The 16,851-nt window shown below is 68.9% G+C and carries 13 protein-coding genes; 8 read left to right on the top strand and 5 right to left on the bottom strand.

Annotated elements, in window-relative coordinates; translation table 11 throughout:
- Positions 1–121: 121 nt before the first annotated feature.
- Positions 122–1,696, top strand: coding sequence for a hypothetical protein (locus HUA78_RS43695; RefSeq protein WP_174478905.1), 1,575 nt, complete (start codon positions 122–124; stop codon positions 1,694–1,696).
- A gap of 6 nt (positions 1,697–1,702) precedes the next feature.
- Here the strand turns inward: HUA78_RS43695 and HUA78_RS43690 are convergent, their stop codons facing one another.
- The gene (locus HUA78_RS43690; protein WP_174458160.1) at positions 1,703–2,347 is read right to left on the bottom strand and encodes a TetR/AcrR family transcriptional regulator; all 645 of its coding nucleotides are present in this window, start codon (positions 2,345–2,347) and stop codon (positions 1,703–1,705) included.
- 72 nt (positions 2,348–2,419) lie between these two features.
- Between HUA78_RS43690 and HUA78_RS43685 the strand changes: the two genes are divergently transcribed.
- Entirely contained in the window at positions 2,420–3,235 is an 816-nt protein-coding gene (locus HUA78_RS43685; RefSeq protein WP_141642787.1) for an alpha/beta fold hydrolase, read from the top strand.
- 43 nt (positions 3,236–3,278) lie between these two features.
- On the top strand, positions 3,279–4,289 hold the full coding sequence (locus HUA78_RS43680) for a PHB depolymerase family esterase (protein WP_254624225.1): 1,011 nt from the start codon (positions 3,279–3,281) through the stop codon (positions 4,287–4,289).
- A 61-nt stretch (positions 4,290–4,350) separates the two neighbouring features.
- Here the strand turns inward: HUA78_RS43680 and HUA78_RS43675 are convergent, their stop codons facing one another.
- Complete coding sequence (locus HUA78_RS43675) at positions 4,351–5,307, bottom strand: MBL fold metallo-hydrolase (protein ID WP_174478904.1); 957 nt, start codon at positions 5,305–5,307, stop codon at positions 4,351–4,353.
- A 65-nt stretch (positions 5,308–5,372) separates the two neighbouring features.
- Here HUA78_RS43675 and HUA78_RS43670 point away from each other — a divergent pair, with 65 nt between their 5' ends.
- A complete protein-coding gene (locus HUA78_RS43670; RefSeq protein WP_174458163.1) occupies positions 5,373–6,263 on the top strand; it encodes a LysR family transcriptional regulator in 891 nt (296 codons plus the stop codon).
- A 23-nt stretch (positions 6,264–6,286) separates the two neighbouring features.
- Here the strand turns inward: HUA78_RS43670 and HUA78_RS43665 are convergent, their stop codons facing one another.
- Positions 6,287–7,267 carry a protocatechuate 3,4-dioxygenase gene (locus HUA78_RS43665; RefSeq protein ID WP_174478903.1) on the bottom strand — a complete coding sequence of 327 codons (981 nt, stop codon included), beginning with the start codon at positions 7,265–7,267 and terminating at the stop codon, positions 6,287–6,289.
- Positions 7,268–7,398: 131 nt separating this feature from the next.
- Here HUA78_RS43665 and HUA78_RS43660 point away from each other — a divergent pair, with 131 nt between their 5' ends.
- The 3 genes from HUA78_RS43660 (at position 7,399) to HUA78_RS43650 (ending at position 13,398) form a co-directional block, all read left to right on the top strand.
- On the top strand, positions 7,399–8,220 hold the full coding sequence (locus tag HUA78_RS43660) for an NAD(P)-dependent oxidoreductase (RefSeq protein ID WP_174478902.1): 822 nt from the start codon (positions 7,399–7,401) through the stop codon (positions 8,218–8,220).
- Between the two features lie 148 nt (positions 8,221–8,368).
- On the top strand, positions 8,369–9,439 hold the full coding sequence (locus tag HUA78_RS43655; protein ID WP_174478901.1) for a virulence RhuM family protein: 1,071 nt from the start codon (positions 8,369–8,371) through the stop codon (positions 9,437–9,439).
- Between the two features lie 227 nt (positions 9,440–9,666).
- Positions 9,667–13,398, top strand: coding sequence for an ATP-binding protein (locus tag HUA78_RS43650; RefSeq protein WP_254624224.1), 3,732 nt, complete (start codon positions 9,667–9,669; stop codon positions 13,396–13,398).
- Between the two features lies 1 nt (position 13,399).
- Here HUA78_RS43650 and HUA78_RS43645 read toward each other — a convergent pair whose 3' ends face one another.
- Positions 13,400–14,362 (bottom strand): hypothetical protein, encoded by a 963-nt coding sequence (locus HUA78_RS43645; RefSeq protein ID WP_174460490.1) that lies wholly within the window; start codon positions 14,360–14,362, stop codon positions 13,400–13,402.
- Positions 14,363–14,545: 183 nt separating this feature from the next.
- Here HUA78_RS43645 and HUA78_RS43640 point away from each other — a divergent pair, with 183 nt between their 5' ends.
- Complete coding sequence (locus tag HUA78_RS43640; RefSeq protein WP_174460491.1) at positions 14,546–15,637, top strand: isopenicillin N synthase family oxygenase; 1,092 nt, start codon at positions 14,546–14,548, stop codon at positions 15,635–15,637.
- 25 nt (positions 15,638–15,662) lie between these two features.
- On the opposite strand, the gene HUA78_RS43635 is transcribed toward HUA78_RS43640, so the two are convergent.
- Positions 15,663–16,850 (bottom strand): hypothetical protein, encoded by a 1,188-nt coding sequence (locus HUA78_RS43635; protein ID WP_174478899.1) that lies wholly within the window; start codon positions 16,848–16,850, stop codon positions 15,663–15,665.
- Position 16,851 lies beyond the last annotated feature (1 nt).

Below are 16,851 nucleotides of genomic sequence, written 5' to 3'. Positions count from 1 at the left end.
CGCTGGTCCCGGGGTCCACATGCGAAGCCGCATCGTGTCTGGAGTCTGTCTCGCCACCTGGTCGTTCTGTGTATTGTCCGCCTGTGCTTCCACGTCATCTGGAGGCGCGGCTCCCAGCAGCGTGAAGCCTGAATGTGGCGAGGCGCCACGGGGGCTCGAGGCGCTGCTCAAGCCCGGTGGGCTGGTCCTCTTCGGAGAGATGCACGGCACCGAGGAGGTGCCTCGCTTCGTGGGTGACGTCGCGTGCCACGCGTCCGTCCAGGGGCTGGCGGTTCGCGTGGGGCTTGAGATTCCCTCGGAGGAGCAGGGCCCGCTTGACGCCTTCCTGGCGGCGGATGACGCCCAGAAGAGTCAGACGGACCTGTTGCTGCGTCCGTTCTGGATGCGAGATGTCCAGGATGGGCGCAGCAGCAAGGCGATGCTCCAGTTGTTGAGCCGGCTGCGAGAGCTGCGTCGCTCCGGCGCGAAGCTCACCGTCGTCGCCTACGACGTCGAGAAGAGCGCGGACCGGGATGGTGACATGGCGAAGAACCTCATCGTCGCCCTCTCGAAGGGCGCGGAGGACCTCACGCTGGTGCTCTCGGGCAACCTCCATGTGAGGCTCGAGAAGGGCACGCCGTGGGATGCGAACTACACCCCCATGGGCTGGCACCTCGCCCAGGCGAAGCTCCCGGTGACGTCGCTGAACAACAGCTACACCGGTGGCAGTGCCTGGGTCTGCATGGGCCAGAACGCCGTGTGCTCGGCGTACCCGATGAAGGGGAAGGACAAGGGCGAGCGTCCGTTCGTCGAACACGCGGCCTCCGTCGAGAATGGCTATCACGGCGTCTTCCACGTGGGCGCCATCACCGCCTCCCTGCCCGCGGTGGAGTCGAAGCAGGGCGCGGGCATCAACGTCCAGGCGGTGTCGCTGCGCGCCCAGGGCGACGCGGCCTATGACGCGAAGCAGTTCGCGCAGTGCGCGAAGCACTTCGCCGAGGCGGCCCGAGTGGACTCCTCGAAAACCTCGTCCGACGCCTACAACGAGGCCTGCTGCCACTCCCTGGCCAAGGACTCGGACGCGGCCATCACCGCGCTCCAGCGCGCGGCGAAGCATGGGTATTCGAACTGGCAGCATGTCCGGCGCGACGAGGACCTCGCCCCGCTGCGTGCGGACGCGCGCTGGGCCCCGCTGATGGCCCAGGTGAGGGCGAACCTGATGGCCGCGGCGCCTCCTGGTACCAACGCGGAGCTGTATGGCCTCTACCTGGATGACCAGGACGACCGACAGGATGAGTCAAAGATAGACTGGGCGGTGGTCGGTCCCCGGGACGTGAAGCGCCTGGCCCGCGCTCGCCAGCTCCTGGAGGAGGGCAAGGTCCAGAGCGCGAAGGACTCCTTCCACGCCGCGCTGCTCTTCCACCACGGCAAGGATGTGGCGGACTTCAAGCGCGCGCACACGCTCTTGCTCAAGGCCGTGGAACTCGACCCGAAGGACGGACTGGCTCGCTGGCTCACCGCCGCCGCCGAGGACCGGCTGTTGACCCAGCAGGGCAAGCCGCAACGCTACGGAACCCAGCGTGAGCAGGTGAACGGGAAGTGGCGACTCGTCCCGGTCGACCCCTCGGTCTCGGACGAGGAGCGCGCGAAGTGGGGCGTGCCGCCGCTGAAGAAGTTGCAGACGGAAGTGGAGGCCGCGAACGCGACCCCTCCGTGAGTCCCCTCACCGCGCCGCGCCATCTCCCAGCATGCGCAGCGCCAGCTCCGCGTGGAGCTCCGAGAGGGTCTCCACGTCGAGCGCGCCGCCTTGCTCGTACCAGTAGGGCAGGCGCACGCCCATCGCGGAGATGGCGGCGGCGGTGACGCGGGGATGGGGCGGCGAGAAGCTCTTCTGCGCCACCCCGCGCTCGATGACCTCCGCCAAAAGCGCGGCGGACTTGTCCCGCAGCGCCACCGCCGGCGCGGCCAGCTCCGGCGTCAACGCGTACAGCTCCTCGTTCACCACCACCGCGAGCTGGGGATGCAGCGCATGCGTTCGCGTGTGCGCGCGGACCAGCGCTCGCACCTGCTGCCTCGGCTCGGGTGCTGATTCCTTCAGCGCCGTCTGGAGCGCCTCGTGGTGCGCCTCATGACCAATGCGCACCAGCTCCGCGAGCACGTGCTCCTTCGAGGCGAAGTGCGCGTACAGCGCGCTCGGCTGCAACTCCAGCACCTTGGCCAAATCGCGGATGGACGTGTCGTGGTAGCCGCGGCTCGCGAAGAGCTGGAGCGCCGTCTCCAGGATTCGACGTCGGGTGCCGTCCGACGGAGCTGACGGCGGGAGGCTCGCCGGCTGGGCGCGGAGCCGAGAGCGAGTGGGTGTGCTCATGTGGGTTCTTGTTAAACGAACGTTCGTTCAGATAGGGTGGGCCAACGTTACTTCCGCGCCTGGAGTTCGAGGATGTCCACGTTGCAGCTCGAAGGCTTCACTCTCCACTACGAAGAGTCGGGTCAGGGCATTCCTGTGTTGCTGCTTCACGGGCTCGGCTCCTCCGGAGTCGACTGGGAGCTGGTAACGCCACGGCTGGTAAACGGTTACCGACTCGTCGTCCCGGATGCGCGGGGCCACGGTCGCAGCGGTCGCCCGGCTGGTGCCTACGGGGTGCCGCTCTTCGCCCGGGATGTGGCCGCGCTCTGCGACGCGCTCGGCTTGAAGCAGGTGCACGTCATCGGCCTGTCGATGGGCGGGATGATGGGCTTCCAGCTCGCGGTGGATCGGCCGGACCTGGTGCGCAGCCTGGTCATCGTCAACAGCGGCCCGGAGCTTGTCGCCCGCACGGTGCGCCGCAAGTTCGACTTCGCGCTGCGGCTGACGCTCCTGCGCTTCCTGGGTCCCAAGGCCCTGGCCAAGGTGCTGGCGCCGAAGCTGTTCCCCAAGCCGGAGCAGGAGGTGCTCCGTCAGCGCGCCATCGCCACGTTCTCCGCCAATGACCCGGATGCCTATCTGCGCGCGACGCGTGGGTTGTTGGGCTGGAGCGTCATGGCGCGGCTGAAGGACGTCACCTGTCCGGTGCTCGTGCTCCACTCCGAACGCGACTACACGCCGCTGTCCGCGAAGCAGGCCTATGTGGACCTGCTGCCCCAGGCGCGGCTCCACGTGCTGGCGGACTCCGGCCATGCCGCTCCGCTGGACCAGCCCGGTCCGCTCACCGACGCCGTGGAGGACTTCCTCCGCGCCGTCGACAGCGATGCACCCGGCACCTCGCTCGGCGCCTGAGCCGAGCAGCGAACCCGAGCTCCACAACCCAGGAGGCATGACGATGTCGATGCATCGACGTGGTGTCGCACTCTCGCGGTCGCTGTTTGTACTCACGGTGTTGCTGGTGCTCTCCACGGGAGCACCCGCGTACGCCGGCTCGTGGGTCCATGGCAACTATGTGGGCGCATGGGGAGCCCGGGGCTACCAACTCTGGGTCCCCACGGGCTACCAACCGGGGACACCGCGCCCCCTGCTGGTAGCGCTACACGGCTGTCTCCAGAACCCGGACCAGTTCGCGGGCCTGTCGCGCCTGAACGAGAAGGCGGATGCGGAGGGCTTCCTCGTCCTCTATCCGAACCAGGCGACGTTCGTGAACGCGACGCAGTGCTGGAACTTCATGCTCGGCAACAACCAGGAGCGCGGCACGGGCGAGCCGTCGCTCATCGTCGGCATGGTGGAGTTGATGAAGCAGCGCTACTCGGTGGATGCGCGCCGCATCTACGTGGGCGGCGTGTCCGCGGGCGGCGTGCTCACGACGACGCTGATGTCCTGCTACTCGGATGTGTTCGCCGCGGGCATGGTGGGCGCGGGCGCCATGTACAAGGCGGCCACCACGGTGTCCGGCACGGCCTTCGCCATGCTCTTCGGCAGCATCTACTCGCCGGATGACAAGGGGAAGGACGCGTGGGTCTGCTCGGGCCGGCCGCGTCGCACGGTGCCGGTGCTCGTGGTGCACGGCACCGAGGACAGCGTCGTCAATCCCCTCAACGGCGAGCAGGCCGTGAAGCAGTTCCTCCAGACGAGCGACTACGGCGATGACGGCGTGGCCAACGACAGCGTCAAGGGCACGCCGACGAGCACGCGGACCTTGAGCGTCCCCGGTGGCCGTACCTACGTCGTGAAGGACTACGTCTACGGCGGTGAGCTGGTGGCCCAGAAGTACGAGATTCGCGGCATGGACCACGCGTGGCCGGGAGGCAATGCGAGCTACCCCTTCGCCGACCCGGCCGGCCCCGACGCCACCACGTTCATGTGGGACTTCTTCAAGCAGCACGCGCTCGACCTGCCGTAGCCGCGCTGGACTTCCACCCGCGCTCCTCACTGTTCGAGGAGGAGCGCGGGCCTTTTCCGAGTCAGTGCTTGTGGCCGAAGCGCACCGCGACGTTCGGGTGCGCGGCGGCGAAGGCGCGCAGCTTCTTGAAGCTCTCGGTGCCGCGCGTCGCGTCGGCGGTGAAGGTGCCCGGCTCCACGTCGTGCTCCCAGCCCCAGCGGGTGTGGCTGGCGTCGCCCAGGAGCAGCACGGGGCCCTTCGTCGAACGCACCAGGTACGCGGTGCTGCCCGGCGTGTGGCCCGGCACCCAGAGCGCCCACACGGAGCCGTCCCCGAAGATGTCCACCGCGCCCTCGAAGAGGCCGCCCGTCTCGGCGGCGTAGGTCCACTCGGACAGCGCGGCCTTGCCCGCGAGCGCGCGGTCCGTGTTGGGCTTGATCAGCACGTTGAGGAAGGCGCGGGTCTCCGCCTCGCCCGGGCCGGAGTAGACGGGGGTGCCCGCGGGCACGTCGGCCATGCCGGTGAGGTGGTCCAGGTGCAGGTGCGTGAGGAACACGCCGGCCAGGGGCTGGGGCTGCTTCGACAGCCACTCGCCCAGCGGCTGGTGCACCTTGAGCTTCTCCAGATTCATGGCGCTGGCGACGATGCCTTGCATGGCCGCCTTCTCCGGCGCGTCCCGCAGGGCCGTCTCGATGCCGGTGTCGACGATGAAGAGCCCCTTCGTCGGGTGGCGCAGCGCATGGAAGAAGACCTGGATGGGCTCATCCCCGTCCTCCAGCTTCGCCGCCTTCGCGGTGGGGTGATTCAGGTTGATGAGGCCGCTGCGCGCCACGGCCCAGTCGGAGGACGTCACGGACTCCAGCTCCACGGGGCCGGGCTCGTCGAGCACCGCGAGCAGGTCATTCGCGGGCCGAGCCGCGCCGAGCGACGAGCGCTGGTGGGGGTGCGAGGTGGCCGCCACGCCGACGACTCCGAGGATGACCGCACCGAGGACGAGGACGGCGAGGACGGAGAGGGTGATGCGCTTGACGTTCTTCATGAGCGCCAAGGTATCGATGCGCTGATGCATGGAAAATGGCCATTTTGGTATGAAGCCATCCAAATATGGATATTCCGTGGGATGACGCGCGGCTGTTCCTGGCCATCGCGGAGACGGGCAGCTTCAGCGCGGCGGCGAAGCGGCTGCGCATCGGCCAGCCGACGGTGAGTCGCAGGCTGGCGGCGCTCGAGTACGAGGTGGGGGCGAAGCTGTTCCGGCGGAGCGTGGACGGCGCGGCGCTGACGTCGGCGGGGGAGCGGCTGCTGCAGCCCGCGAGGAAGATGGCGGAGTGGGCCGGAGAGCTCCAGCGCGCCGCCGAGTCGGCCGACTCCTCGCCCCAGGGGCTGGTGCGCGTGACGGCGAGCCCCTTCGTGAGCTTCGACTTCCTGGCGCCCTTCGCGGGCCACGTGGCGCGCAAGCACCCGGGGCTGCGGCTGGAGGTGCAGTCGTCGGTGAACTACGCGGACCTGGGGCGCGGGGAGGCGGACCTCGCGCTGCGCACGCGGTCCACGAGGAACGCGGACCTCACCCGCGTGTACACGTTGGAAGTGGAGACCGCCGTCCTCGTCTCCAAGTCGCTCAAGGCGACGCTGCCGAAGCGGCCGACGCTCCAGGAATTGCCCTGGGTGGCGTGGGCTCCGCCATTCGAGGCGATGTCGCCCAATCCCCAGTTGGAGTCGCTCATCCCGAACTTCGCCCCCGTCTTCACCGCGGACAACTTCCTGGTGCTGCTGGCGGCGGCGGAGGCGGGCGTGGGCGCGATTGCGCTGGGCCATGTCACGCACCGCTTCAGCCAGCAGCGGGAGCGCAACCTGGTGCCGCTCGACATCGACCTGGGGCCCTACAAGAAGAGCCAGCTCCACCTCATCTGCGCGAAGTCGGCCCTGGAGATTCCTCGCGTGCGCAAGGTGTCGGAGCTGCTGGTGGAGGAGCTGGAGCGCGCGAAGTCGCGCTGACTTCGCGCGCTCGGAGACGCGGGCTACGGCATGGGAGGCATGCCGCCGTCCCAACCCGGCGGAGGGCCACCGGGGCCTCCGTCGCCTCCCGGCGGAGGCCCGCCCGGACCACCACCGCCTCCGCCGCCTCCTGGAATCTGGCACTGCGCGGTGTCCAGCGAGGAGCGGATGATGAGCGTCTTCCACGCGAGCATGGCGCCGTCCGCCTGGCGTGAGGTCTGGAAGAGGTAGTTGCCCACGGACTCGGCGGACACGACGTTGTCGTTGGCGTTCGTCGTGTCTCGCGGTCCGCGCGTGTTGTAGAGCGGCTGGTGGTTGATGACGTCGTCGTTGAGCGCGTCGTCGAAGAAGAGCTGCGACGTCACGTACTCCGCCTCGCCCACGCGAATGGTGAAGTGGATGTGGACGGTGCGGCTGCTGTACCAGCCGGGGAAGCAGGTATCGAAGTCGGCGCGGCCGTCGGCGTCCGTCACCTGCACGCCTCGGAACCACCGGGCGGACGTGGCCGTCGGGTCGTCCGAGGTGCAGAAGGTGCTGGCGTCCTCGCCCGAGTAGAGGCCCTCCGGCGCGGCGTGCCAGATGTCGACGGAGGCGCCCTGGATGGGCTCGCACGCCTCGTTCAGCACGCGGAAGGCCAGCCGCACGGGCAGGCCGTCGTGGCCCTCGCTGATGTCCTTGCGGACCAGCGTCTGCGCATAGCAGGGGCCCAGGGTGGCCGCGCAGGTGAGGGCGCAGGGGGTGCCCGCTTCGTCGGTGAAGGGGTTGGCGTAGGTGCCCGCCATCACCGCGGTGCCGCCGGTGGCCCAGTCGGTGGCGGTGGTGCCCGCGTCGGTGTTAGTTCCGGAGTCGGTGTCTCCCCCGGTTCCCGGGGTGCCCGAGTCATCCGCGCCACAGGCGAGCACCTGCACCAGCGGTATCGCCGCCAGCGTCAGGCCCATGCCGCGCAGCACCCTTCGGCGGGATATCACCGAGGTGAGGGTGTCCTTCCTGTCCTGGTCGCTCATCGCGAGTCCTCTCCTGGGCCGGTGCGAGTGGGGAGGTCCGGTCCATGTCGCCCGTGTTCTCGGGCCCGAGAATCGCTATACCCAGGGAGTTCTTAAGCAGACCTTACGTGCCACCCACGGAGACCGGCCGCATGACGACACTCAAGGGGAAGACGCTTTTCATCACCGGGGCCAGCCGAGGAATCGGCAAGGCGATGGCCCTCCGGGCGGCGCGCGACGGCGCCAACATCATCATCGCCGCGAAGACGACGGAGCCGCACCCCAAGCTGCCGGGCACCATCTACACGGCCGCGGAGGAAATCGAGAAGGCGGGCGGCCGGGCGCTCCCCTTCGCGGTGGACATCCGCGACGAGAAGCAGATTGCCGCGGCGGTGGCGAAGGCGGTGGAGACGTTCGGCGGCATCGACATCCTCATCAACAACGCGAGCGCCATCAGCCTCACCGGCACGGAGGACACGCCGATGAAGCGCTATGACCTGATGCATGGCATCAATACGCGCGGGACGTTCGCCTGCTCGCAGGCGTGTATTCCGCACCTCAAGCGCTCCAGCAATCCGCACATCCTCAACAACTCGCCGCCGCTGAACATGGAGGCGCGCTGGTTCTCGCCGCACGTCGCGTACACGATGGCGAAGTACGGCATGAGCATGTGTGTGCTGGGCATGGCGGACGAGCTGCGCCCGGATGGAATCGCGGTGAATGCGCTGTGGCCGCGCACGGTCATCGCGACGGCGGCGGTGCAGAACCTGCTGGGCGGTGAGGAGACGATTCGCGGCAGCCGCTCGCCGGACATCATGGCCGACGCCGCGTACGCCATCCTCACCAAGCCGAGTAAGAGCTTCACCGGCAACTTCTGCATCGACGAGGACGTCCTGCGCGCCGACGGCGTGACGAACTTCGACACGTATCAATCCGTGCCCGGCGCGGAGTTGTTCCCCGATTACTTCCTCTGAGGGGTGGATTGGTACGGCCCATGCTTCCGGTTCGGGAGCGTGGGCCGTGCGTTGAGTATTCCGGCAAGGGCCCAAGGCGAGGAGGGTGGCGAGATGGCGTGGGAGTCCGAGCAGGGTGTGACGTCGAGTGTCGCGAGGAGCCGCCAGGATGAGCGGTGACGCCAAACAGGGAGGGCCCGGTCCGGGAGAGTTCCTGGTCTACGTGGGTGAGGATGGTGTCTCGAAGGTCCACGTGCGGCTCGTCGAGGGCACCGTCTGGCTGACCCAGAAGCAACTGGCCGAGCTTTTCGGCAAGGACGTGCGAACCGTCAACGAGCACCTCCAGAACATCTACGAGGAGGGAGAGCTCGACCCGGCGGCAACCCTCCGGAAATTCCGGATAGTTCAAATGGAGGGTACCCGGGAAGTCGCGAGGCTGGTGGAGCACTACTGCCTGCCCGCGATTCTCGCGGTCGGCTACCGGGTCCGCTCCACTCAGGGGACGCGGTTCCGGAAGTGGGCCACGGCCCTGCTGGACGAGTACCTGGTGAAGGGCTTCGTGCTCGACGATGCCCGCCTCCAGTCCGCCGCCTCGTTGGGAGAGGACTACTTCGACGAACTCCTGGAGCGAATCCGGGAGATTCGAGCGTCGGAGCGTCGGTTCTATCAAAAGCTGACCGACATCTACGCCCAGTGCAGCGTCGACTATGACGCCCAATCGGATATCACCCAGACGTTCTATGAGACGGTGCAGAACAAGCTGCACTGGGCCATTCATGGGCACACCGCCGCGGAGCTGATTCGCGAGCGCGCCGACGCGAGTCAGCCCCACATGGGACTCGCGACCTGGAAGCACGCTCCCGAAGGACCCATCCGGAAAGCGGATGTCACGGTGGCGAAGAACTACCTCACGGAGCCCGAGCTGCGAGAACTCAGCCGTGTCGTCACGATGTATCTGGACTACGCGGAGGACCAGGCCCGCCGCCGGCGCCCCATGACGATGGAGAGCTGGGTGGCGAAGCTGGATGGCTTCCTCCAGTTCAACGAGCGGGACGTCCTGTCCCACGCGGGGCAAGTCAGTCACGAGCTGGCGACGGCCCACGCGGAATCCGAGTTCGACCGGTATCGCGAGAACCAACGGAAGCTGGAGTCGAACCTGCCGACTTCCGACTTCGACCGGGCCGTGGAGAAGACGAAGCAGCTCGAATCCAGGACAGGGGGCCGAGGCAAGAAGCCATGAGTCGGCTGCTCCCGGGCGGCGAGCCCGCCTGCCCCGGGGGTGGGCGGACCACCGGTAAAATGTTCGGGAGAAGAGGCTCCATGCGGCAGTGATTGCGTGCTTGTGGACGCGACACTAGAAGCCCAGGTCACTTCCATTCTTCCGAACGAGCACTGATGTCCGCGCCGGACTTCCCCACGCAACGAGCCACGGCATTCCAGGAAGGGCACCTCGGCGGAGCCGGCGAGATGGCGGAGTTGGTCCGCTCCAAGGACTGGTCCGCGACACCGCTGGGCCCCCTCTCCGGCTGGCCCACGAGCCTGAAGACGATGGTGGGCGTCGTCCTGGGCAACCGCTTCCCCATGCTGCTGTGGTGGGGACCCCAGATGCTTCAAATCTACAACGACGGCTACCGGCCCGTGCTCGGCCTGAAGCACCCGGGCTCGCTGGGCGCTCCCGCCTCCGTTGTCTGGGCTGAAATCTGGGACGTCGTCGGCCCCATGGCCCAAGGCGTGCTGAACGGTGGACCCGCGACGTGGAGCGAACACCTCCAGCTCTTCATCAACAGCCGCGGCTTCATCGAGGAGACGTTCCACACCTTCTCGTACAGCCCCGTGTATGACGAAGCCGGCCAGGTCGGCGGCGTCCTCGTCACGGTGCAGGAAACCACCGAGCAGGTGCAGGACAACCGCCAGCTCAAGATGCTGGGCGAGCTGGCCACCAGCTCCGCCGCCGCGAAGACGGCCGAGGAGGCCTGTCAGACCGCCGCGTCCATCTTCTCCGGCTACGACCAGGACCTGCCCTTCACGCTGCTCTACCTGCTCGACGACGCCGGCACCGAGGTCCGGTGCGTGGGCTCCAGCGGCATGGAGGGCTATTCGGGCTCCGCGAAGCCCGAGCACTGCGCCTTCAACGGCGTGACGGACCCCGATGGCTGCTGGCCCTTCGTGGAAGCGGCGCGCACCGGACGGGAGGTCCTCGTCGACGACCTGGCCTCGCGCTTCGGGGACCTCCCCACGGGCCGCTGGGGAACGGCGCCGACGCGCGCGGTGGTGCTGCCGCTGGCGCGCTCCGGGCAGCCGCATCCGTATGGCTTCCTGGTGGCCGGCGTCAGCCCGCGCCGCGTCCTGGATGACCGCTACCTGGGCCTCTTCCGCCTCACCGCGGACCCGGTGGTGACGGCCATCGCCAATGCCCGCGCCTACGACGAGGAGCGTCAGCGCGCCGAGGCCCTCGCGGCCATCGACCGCTCCAAGACGGCCTTCTTCAACAACGTCAGCCACGAGTTCCGCACGCCGCTGACGCTGATGCTCGGCCCCACCGAGGACGCGCTGGCCTCGCCGTCACGCGCCCTCTCCGGCGAGCCGCTGGAGACGGTTCACCGCAACTCGCTGCGGCTCTTGAAGCTGGTCAACTCCCTGCTCGACTTCTCCCGTCTGGAGGCGGGGCGCATCCAGGCCCACTACGAGCCGGTGGACCTGCCCGCCCTCACCGCGGGACTCGCGAGCGCGTTCCGCTCCGCGATTGAGCGCGCGGGCCTGCGCTTCGACGTCGACTGCGCGCCGCTGCCCGAGGACGTCTACGTCGACCAGGATATGTGGGAGAAGGTTGTCCTCAACCTCCTCTCCAACGCGCTGAAGTTCACCTTCGAGGGGACCATCCGCATCTCCCAGCGGTGGACGAATGGTCAGGTCGAGCTCCAGGTCTCCGACACGGGCATCGGCATTTCGGAGCAGGAGCTGCCCCGCGTCTTCGAGCGCTTCCACCGCGTCCAGGGCGCACGCGCCCGCACGCACGAGGGCTCCGGCATCGGCCTGGCGCTCGTACACGAGCTGGTCCGCCTCCATGGCGGCACGCTCGGCGTGGCGAGCACGGAAGGCAAGGGCACCACGTTCACCCTGCGCATCCCCTCCGGCGCGGACCATCTGCCGAAGGCGCACGTCGGTGCTCGTGACTCGCGGGCCTTCACGGCGCTGGGCGCCGCGCCCTATGTGAACGAGGCCCTGCGCTGGCTGCCAGGCGGGCTGGAGGTGGAGTCGCTGGAGCTGGGGGCCGAGGTCCCCTCGGCGCAGAACGTCGCCAAGGGCGCGCGCATCCTGCTGGCGGACGACAACGCCGACATGCGCGAGTACCTGACGTCGCTGCTCTCGCGGACCTGGGAAGTGGAAGCGGTGGCGGACGGCCTCGCGGCGCTGGAGTCCGCGCGAGCCCGACCTCCGGACCTGGTGCTGACGGACGTGATGATGCCGGGGCTGGATGGCTTCGGCCTGCTGCGCGAGCTGCGCGCCGACGAGCGGACGCGCGGAGTGCCCGTCACCGTCCTCTCCGCGCGAGCGGGTGAGGAGGCTCGCATCGAGGGCCTGCGCGCCGGCGCCGACGACTACCTGGTGAAGCCCTTCTCCGCGCGCGAGTTGATGGCGCGGGTGGAGACGCAGCTCACCAAGGCGCGGTTGCGGTCCATCCAGGAGGCCCATGCCCGGCTCCTGACGCGCGTCTTCACGTACGCGCCGGTGGGCATCTGCATCCTGAAGGGGCCCGAGCACATCTTCGAGTTCGCCAACGCGGGTTACCTGCGGCTCGTCGCCAACCGCCCCGTCGTCGGCCAGCCCATCGCGAAGGCGCTGCCGGAGCTGGCGGGCCAGGGCATCTTCGAGCTGCTGGACAGGGTCATCGCCACGGGCGAGCCATACATCGGCCGTTCGCTGCGACTGATGATGGTCTCCGGTGAGGGGGGCCCTCCGCGCGAGGTGTTCTTCGACTTCGTCTACCAGCCGATGCTGGACGACGAGGGCCGGGTGGACTCCATCGTCGTGGTGGCCTTCGACGTGACGGACCTGTCCAACGCGCGCCGCGAGGCGGAGGCGGGCAGCCGCGCCAAGGACGAGTTCCTGGCGATGCTCGGCCATGAGCTGCGCAATCCGCTGGCGCCCATCCTCACCGCGCTCCAGCTGATGCGGCTGCGCGGCGGTGACGGCGCGGAGCGCGAGCGCACCGTCATCGAGCGACAGGTGCATCACCTGGTGCGACTGGTGGACGACCTGCTCGACGTGTCCCGCGTGACGCGGGGCAAGCTGGTCCTTCGCCGTGAGCGCGTGGAGCTGGCGGAGGTGGTGGCGAAGGCCATCGAGCAGTCCAGTCCGCTCCTGGAGGAGCGCGGCCACCACCTGGTGGTGGAGCTGCCTCGCCATGGCCTGTTGCTGGACGCCGACGCGACGCGACTGGGGCAGGTGTTCTCCAACCTCCTGACGAACGCGGCGAAGTACACGGAGCCCGGTGGGCGCATCACCATCACCGGGACGCGAGAGGGCTCGGAGGTGGTGGCCTCCGTCCAGGACAACGGCAGCGGCATCACTCCGGAGATGCTGCCGCGCATCTTCGACCTCTTCTTCCAGGAGCGGCAGGAGCTGGACCGCTCGCAGGGCGGACTGGGACTGGGGCTCGCGATTGCCCGGAGCCTGGCGGCCCAGCACGACGGCACCATTCAGGCGAGCAGTGATGGCCGGGGACAGGGCAGTACCTTCACCGTGAGACTGCCCGCGCTGGAGGCGCTGCCCGCCGAGGCGAGCGTGGCCTCCGCGGTCGCGGCGCAGGAGGTCGCGCCGATGCCGCACCGCGTGCTGATTGTCGACGACAACCGCGACGCGGCGGACGTACTCGCCGAGGCCCTGGACATGCTGGGCTGCGAGACGCGCGTCACCTACGACGGCCCGAGCGCGCTCCAGGTGGCGCCGTCCTTCTGCCCGGAGCTGGCGCTGCTGGATATCGGCCTGCCCGTCATGGACGGCTACGAGCTGGCGCGCAACCTGCGCACCCAGCGCCCGGACGGGGGCCTCCAGCTCATCGCGGTGACGGGGTATGGCCAGGAGTCGGACCGGCAGCGCTCGAAGGAGGCGGGCTTCGACGCGCACCTGGTGAAGCCCATCGACTTCGCCACCCTGGGCTCGTTGCTCAAGCGCCTGAACTCGGCCCGCTCCAATTGACTCACCCCGCCGAGCGCGCGTCCTCGCTCGGCGGCGGTGCCCAGGTGGCATTGAGCGAGTGGATGGTGCTCACCGGGATGTCGAGCAGGAACATGTAATAGAGGGCGCGGTGCTGGTCGTTGACCTCGTCCTCGAAGGCGCCGAAGCCGCTCACCGAGTAGACGGTTCCGAGCAGCTCCGTGCCGGTCGTGGGCTGCTGGTACGTCAGCGCGTTGTCCCGGAGGGTCCTCAGCGCGGCGTCGACGGCCGCCTTGCACAGCAGGCCACACGCGGGGCCGCCGGGGTACAGGGACATGATGGACGTCAGCCCTTCCTCGGTCCACGCGCGCGGCACCACGTCGAGCGCGTTGTAGTAGCGCTGGGCCTCCGGGAAGGCGGCGTCGAAGGCCTCGGCGAAGGCGGGATTGCCCGCGGTGGGCGCGGCGAAGGTGACGGGGAGCACGGACACGTTCGTCAGCGCGCCCTGGAGCCACGCGGCCAGCACGGTGGCCACCTGTCCCCCCAGGCTGTGCCCGGTGACGAGCAGCGACGTTCCCTGGGGCAGCCCCTGGAGGAACGTCAGCAGCGCGCCGCCGCCGGGGCCCACGGACGAGGACATGGCCACGACGTTCTTCCACACCTCCACGGCGCCCTTGGAGATGGCCGCATCGGCGGGAAACGACGGCGCGGTGAAGGGCAGGGGCTCCTGGGGGTTGATGTTCTTGTCCTGGAGCAGGTCCTCGATGCGGTCGAACAGGGTGCCGCGCACCACCACCGCGCAGTCGCCGCTCGTGTTGGCGGCGACGTAGACCAGGTCCTCGCCGTGTGTCGCCGGGCCCCACGTCACCTGCCAGCCCTCCGTGAGCGTGGCGGACAGGGCCTCGTTCATCAGGGTGTAGCGCTTGGAGTTCGAGTCGAACTGGCCCAGGTAGGAGACGGCGCAGAGGGTGATGCCGAGCTGGGAGGGATTGTTCGCGGAGGCCATGGTTCTTCCTTCAGGACAGGGAGCCGGAGACGCTTGCCCCCATTGTGCACCGGCCGGGGCTTCGTCGCCGTCCTCGCGCGCGGGGACTCGGCTATGCTGGGGCCCTCCGCATGGCCCTGGAAGGGCACGGCGCGCGTCGCCCCCCTTCCACGCGGTCCGGGGAGAAGAGACGAGGCGTTCGGGATGAGCAGCGATGTGGCGGGAGCGAAGGACGGAGTGGTGGTTCTCGATTACGCGAAGCTGGTGGACGGCGCGGACCTGTCCGCCGACATCGAGCGCGCGTATGGGTATGACGGCATTGGCCTGCTCATCGTCCGGGGCATCCCCGGGCTGGTGGAGCTGCGGCAGGGGTTGTTGCCGCTGGGCTTCCGGTTCGCCGCGCTGCCCAATGACGTGAAGGACCGCTACGTCCACGAGCGCAGCAGCTATTCCTTCGGCTGGAGCCACGGCAAGGAAGTGCTCAAGCCCGGCCAGTTCGACGAGTTCAAGGGCTCCTATTACAACAATCCCCAGTACGACTCGCCCCAGGTGGATGCGTCGCTGGTGGAGAAGTACCCGGAGAACTACCTCCCCAACGTGTGGCCGGACCCGGACTTCCCCGCGCTGCGCCCGGCCTTCCAGGCCCTGGGGCGGAAGATGGTGGACGTGGGGTTGCTCGTGGCGGCGCAGTGCGACCGGTACGTGACGGCGCGGCTGGGCGAGAGGCTCTCGCCGGATGCGCAGCTGGCGCGGACCATCCGCGAGTCCCGTGCGTGCAAGGCGCGGCTGCTCTACTACTTCGCCATCAACGAGGACTCGACGCCGCGCACGCGCGACTCCTGGTGCGGCTGGCACAGTGACCACGGTTCGCTGACGGGGCTGTGTCCCGCCATGTACTTCGACGCGGAGCCCGGGGCCTCGGAGCCGACGCGGCAGGACATCGCGGTGCCGGACCCGGAGGCGGGGCTCTACGTGCGCACGCGCGGTGGCGAGGAGCGCAAGGTCGTCATCCCCAAGGACTGCCTCGCGTTCCAGATTGGCGAGAGCGCGCAAATCGTCACGGGCGGACTGCTGCGCGCGACACCGCACGCGGTGCAGGCGCTGGCGCACCCGGCGAGCCGCAACATCTCCCGCTCGACGTTCGCCGTCTTCATGCAGCCCGACAACGAGGAGCGCCTGCGTCCGCCCGAGGGCACGGACCCGGCGGAGCTGCGCGTGGGCGCCTTCCAGCCGGGCATGACGTTCGGCGACTTCGCCCGCGCCACATTCGCGAAGTTCTACAACCCCTACGCGTGACGCGCGGCGCGCGCGGGGTGTCTCCTCAAAAGACAGACACCTCGCGCAGTTGGTGGAAGTAGCCGCGCATCGGTGGGTTGCTGGACGGTTTCGCGGTGTAGATGCGCACCCGGTCCACGAGCGGCGTGTCTTCCCGGAGGGGCGCGTCGACGTCGCGCTCGAAGGCCACCTGCGTGTTCCTGTCGTCCGTGTGGGGTGGGGTGTCGAGCGCCACAATGAGTGTGTCCTGGCCCAGCGGCTGCCATGCGCCGCCCTCCAGCGAGCCCTCGACGTGAAGGACCTCTTCCATGAACGTGCTGTTGTGGCCTCGCACCAGCACGCGGCGGGGATGGACGGGCTCCCGCAGCCGGATGATGAGCACCTGCTCCAGCGCGCCGTACATCGGCGTTGGCACCTTGACCGACTCGAGCTTGCCGTCGGTGAAGGGACACGGGTCCACGACGCCGTCATCCGTCTCGCAGGGCTGTCCCCGGCTGAAGGGGATGCGTCCCGTGAAGGGCAGCGGCACCGGGGGCGCCTCATGCACATCCACGTATTCCAAGACGCTCAGGAACCAGTCGCGCCAGCCCTCGGCTCGGGCCTGCACGAAGGCGAGCGGTGGCGCGAAGTCCTCCAGCATCTCCGGCCCCAGCCACGCCTCGCCGGAGCGCTTCTCCTGGCTCCACACCACGCCGGACTCGCCACGCGCCTGCACGAAGTAGCCGTGCTCGGGGATGTCCGCGAGCGGCGGCACGTCCACCCACGTCAGGCGAACGCCGCCCGAGTCCTCGCTCGCACGCAACTGGCTGTCCCAGCGGCGAAGCGGCGGCAGGTCCACGTCCCTCATGAAGTTGAAGGCCAGGAAGTCCCTCGCGCCGTCCAGGGACGGCAGGTGGAGCTGGAAGGCGCTGAGTCTCGCCCAGGGGGATGGGCGATCCAGTTGGTCCGCGCCGGTGTCGCGCGCGGTCAGCTCGTGGAGGAACAGTCCTTGCGCGTCCGGAGTCACCAGGGCCCAGGGCTCGTACGCGAGTGTGAGGCGTCCACTCGGAGCTTGTCCTGGGATCGGCTGGGGTCCATCCAGCCGGCGCGGACGCATCAGCGTGAGCGGAGCGCCGCGCCAGGGTGAGCCGTCGGACTCCAGCACGGTGCCGGAGAGGAAGACGGGAGACTCGGGCTCCAGCGCGCAGCCCGCCGAGGTGATGACGCAGGCGAGCCCCATGAGCAGGTGGCGCATG

It is taken from the genome of Myxococcus sp. CA033 (genome assembly GCF_013336625.1).
GTDB classification, from domain to species: Bacteria; Myxococcota; Myxococcia; order Myxococcales; family Myxococcaceae; genus Myxococcus; species Myxococcus llanfairpwllgwyngyllgogerychwyrndrobwllllantysiliogogogochensis.
The sequence above is the reverse complement of the archived record's forward strand: the minus strand, read 5'-3'. Positions and strand labels throughout refer to the sequence as shown.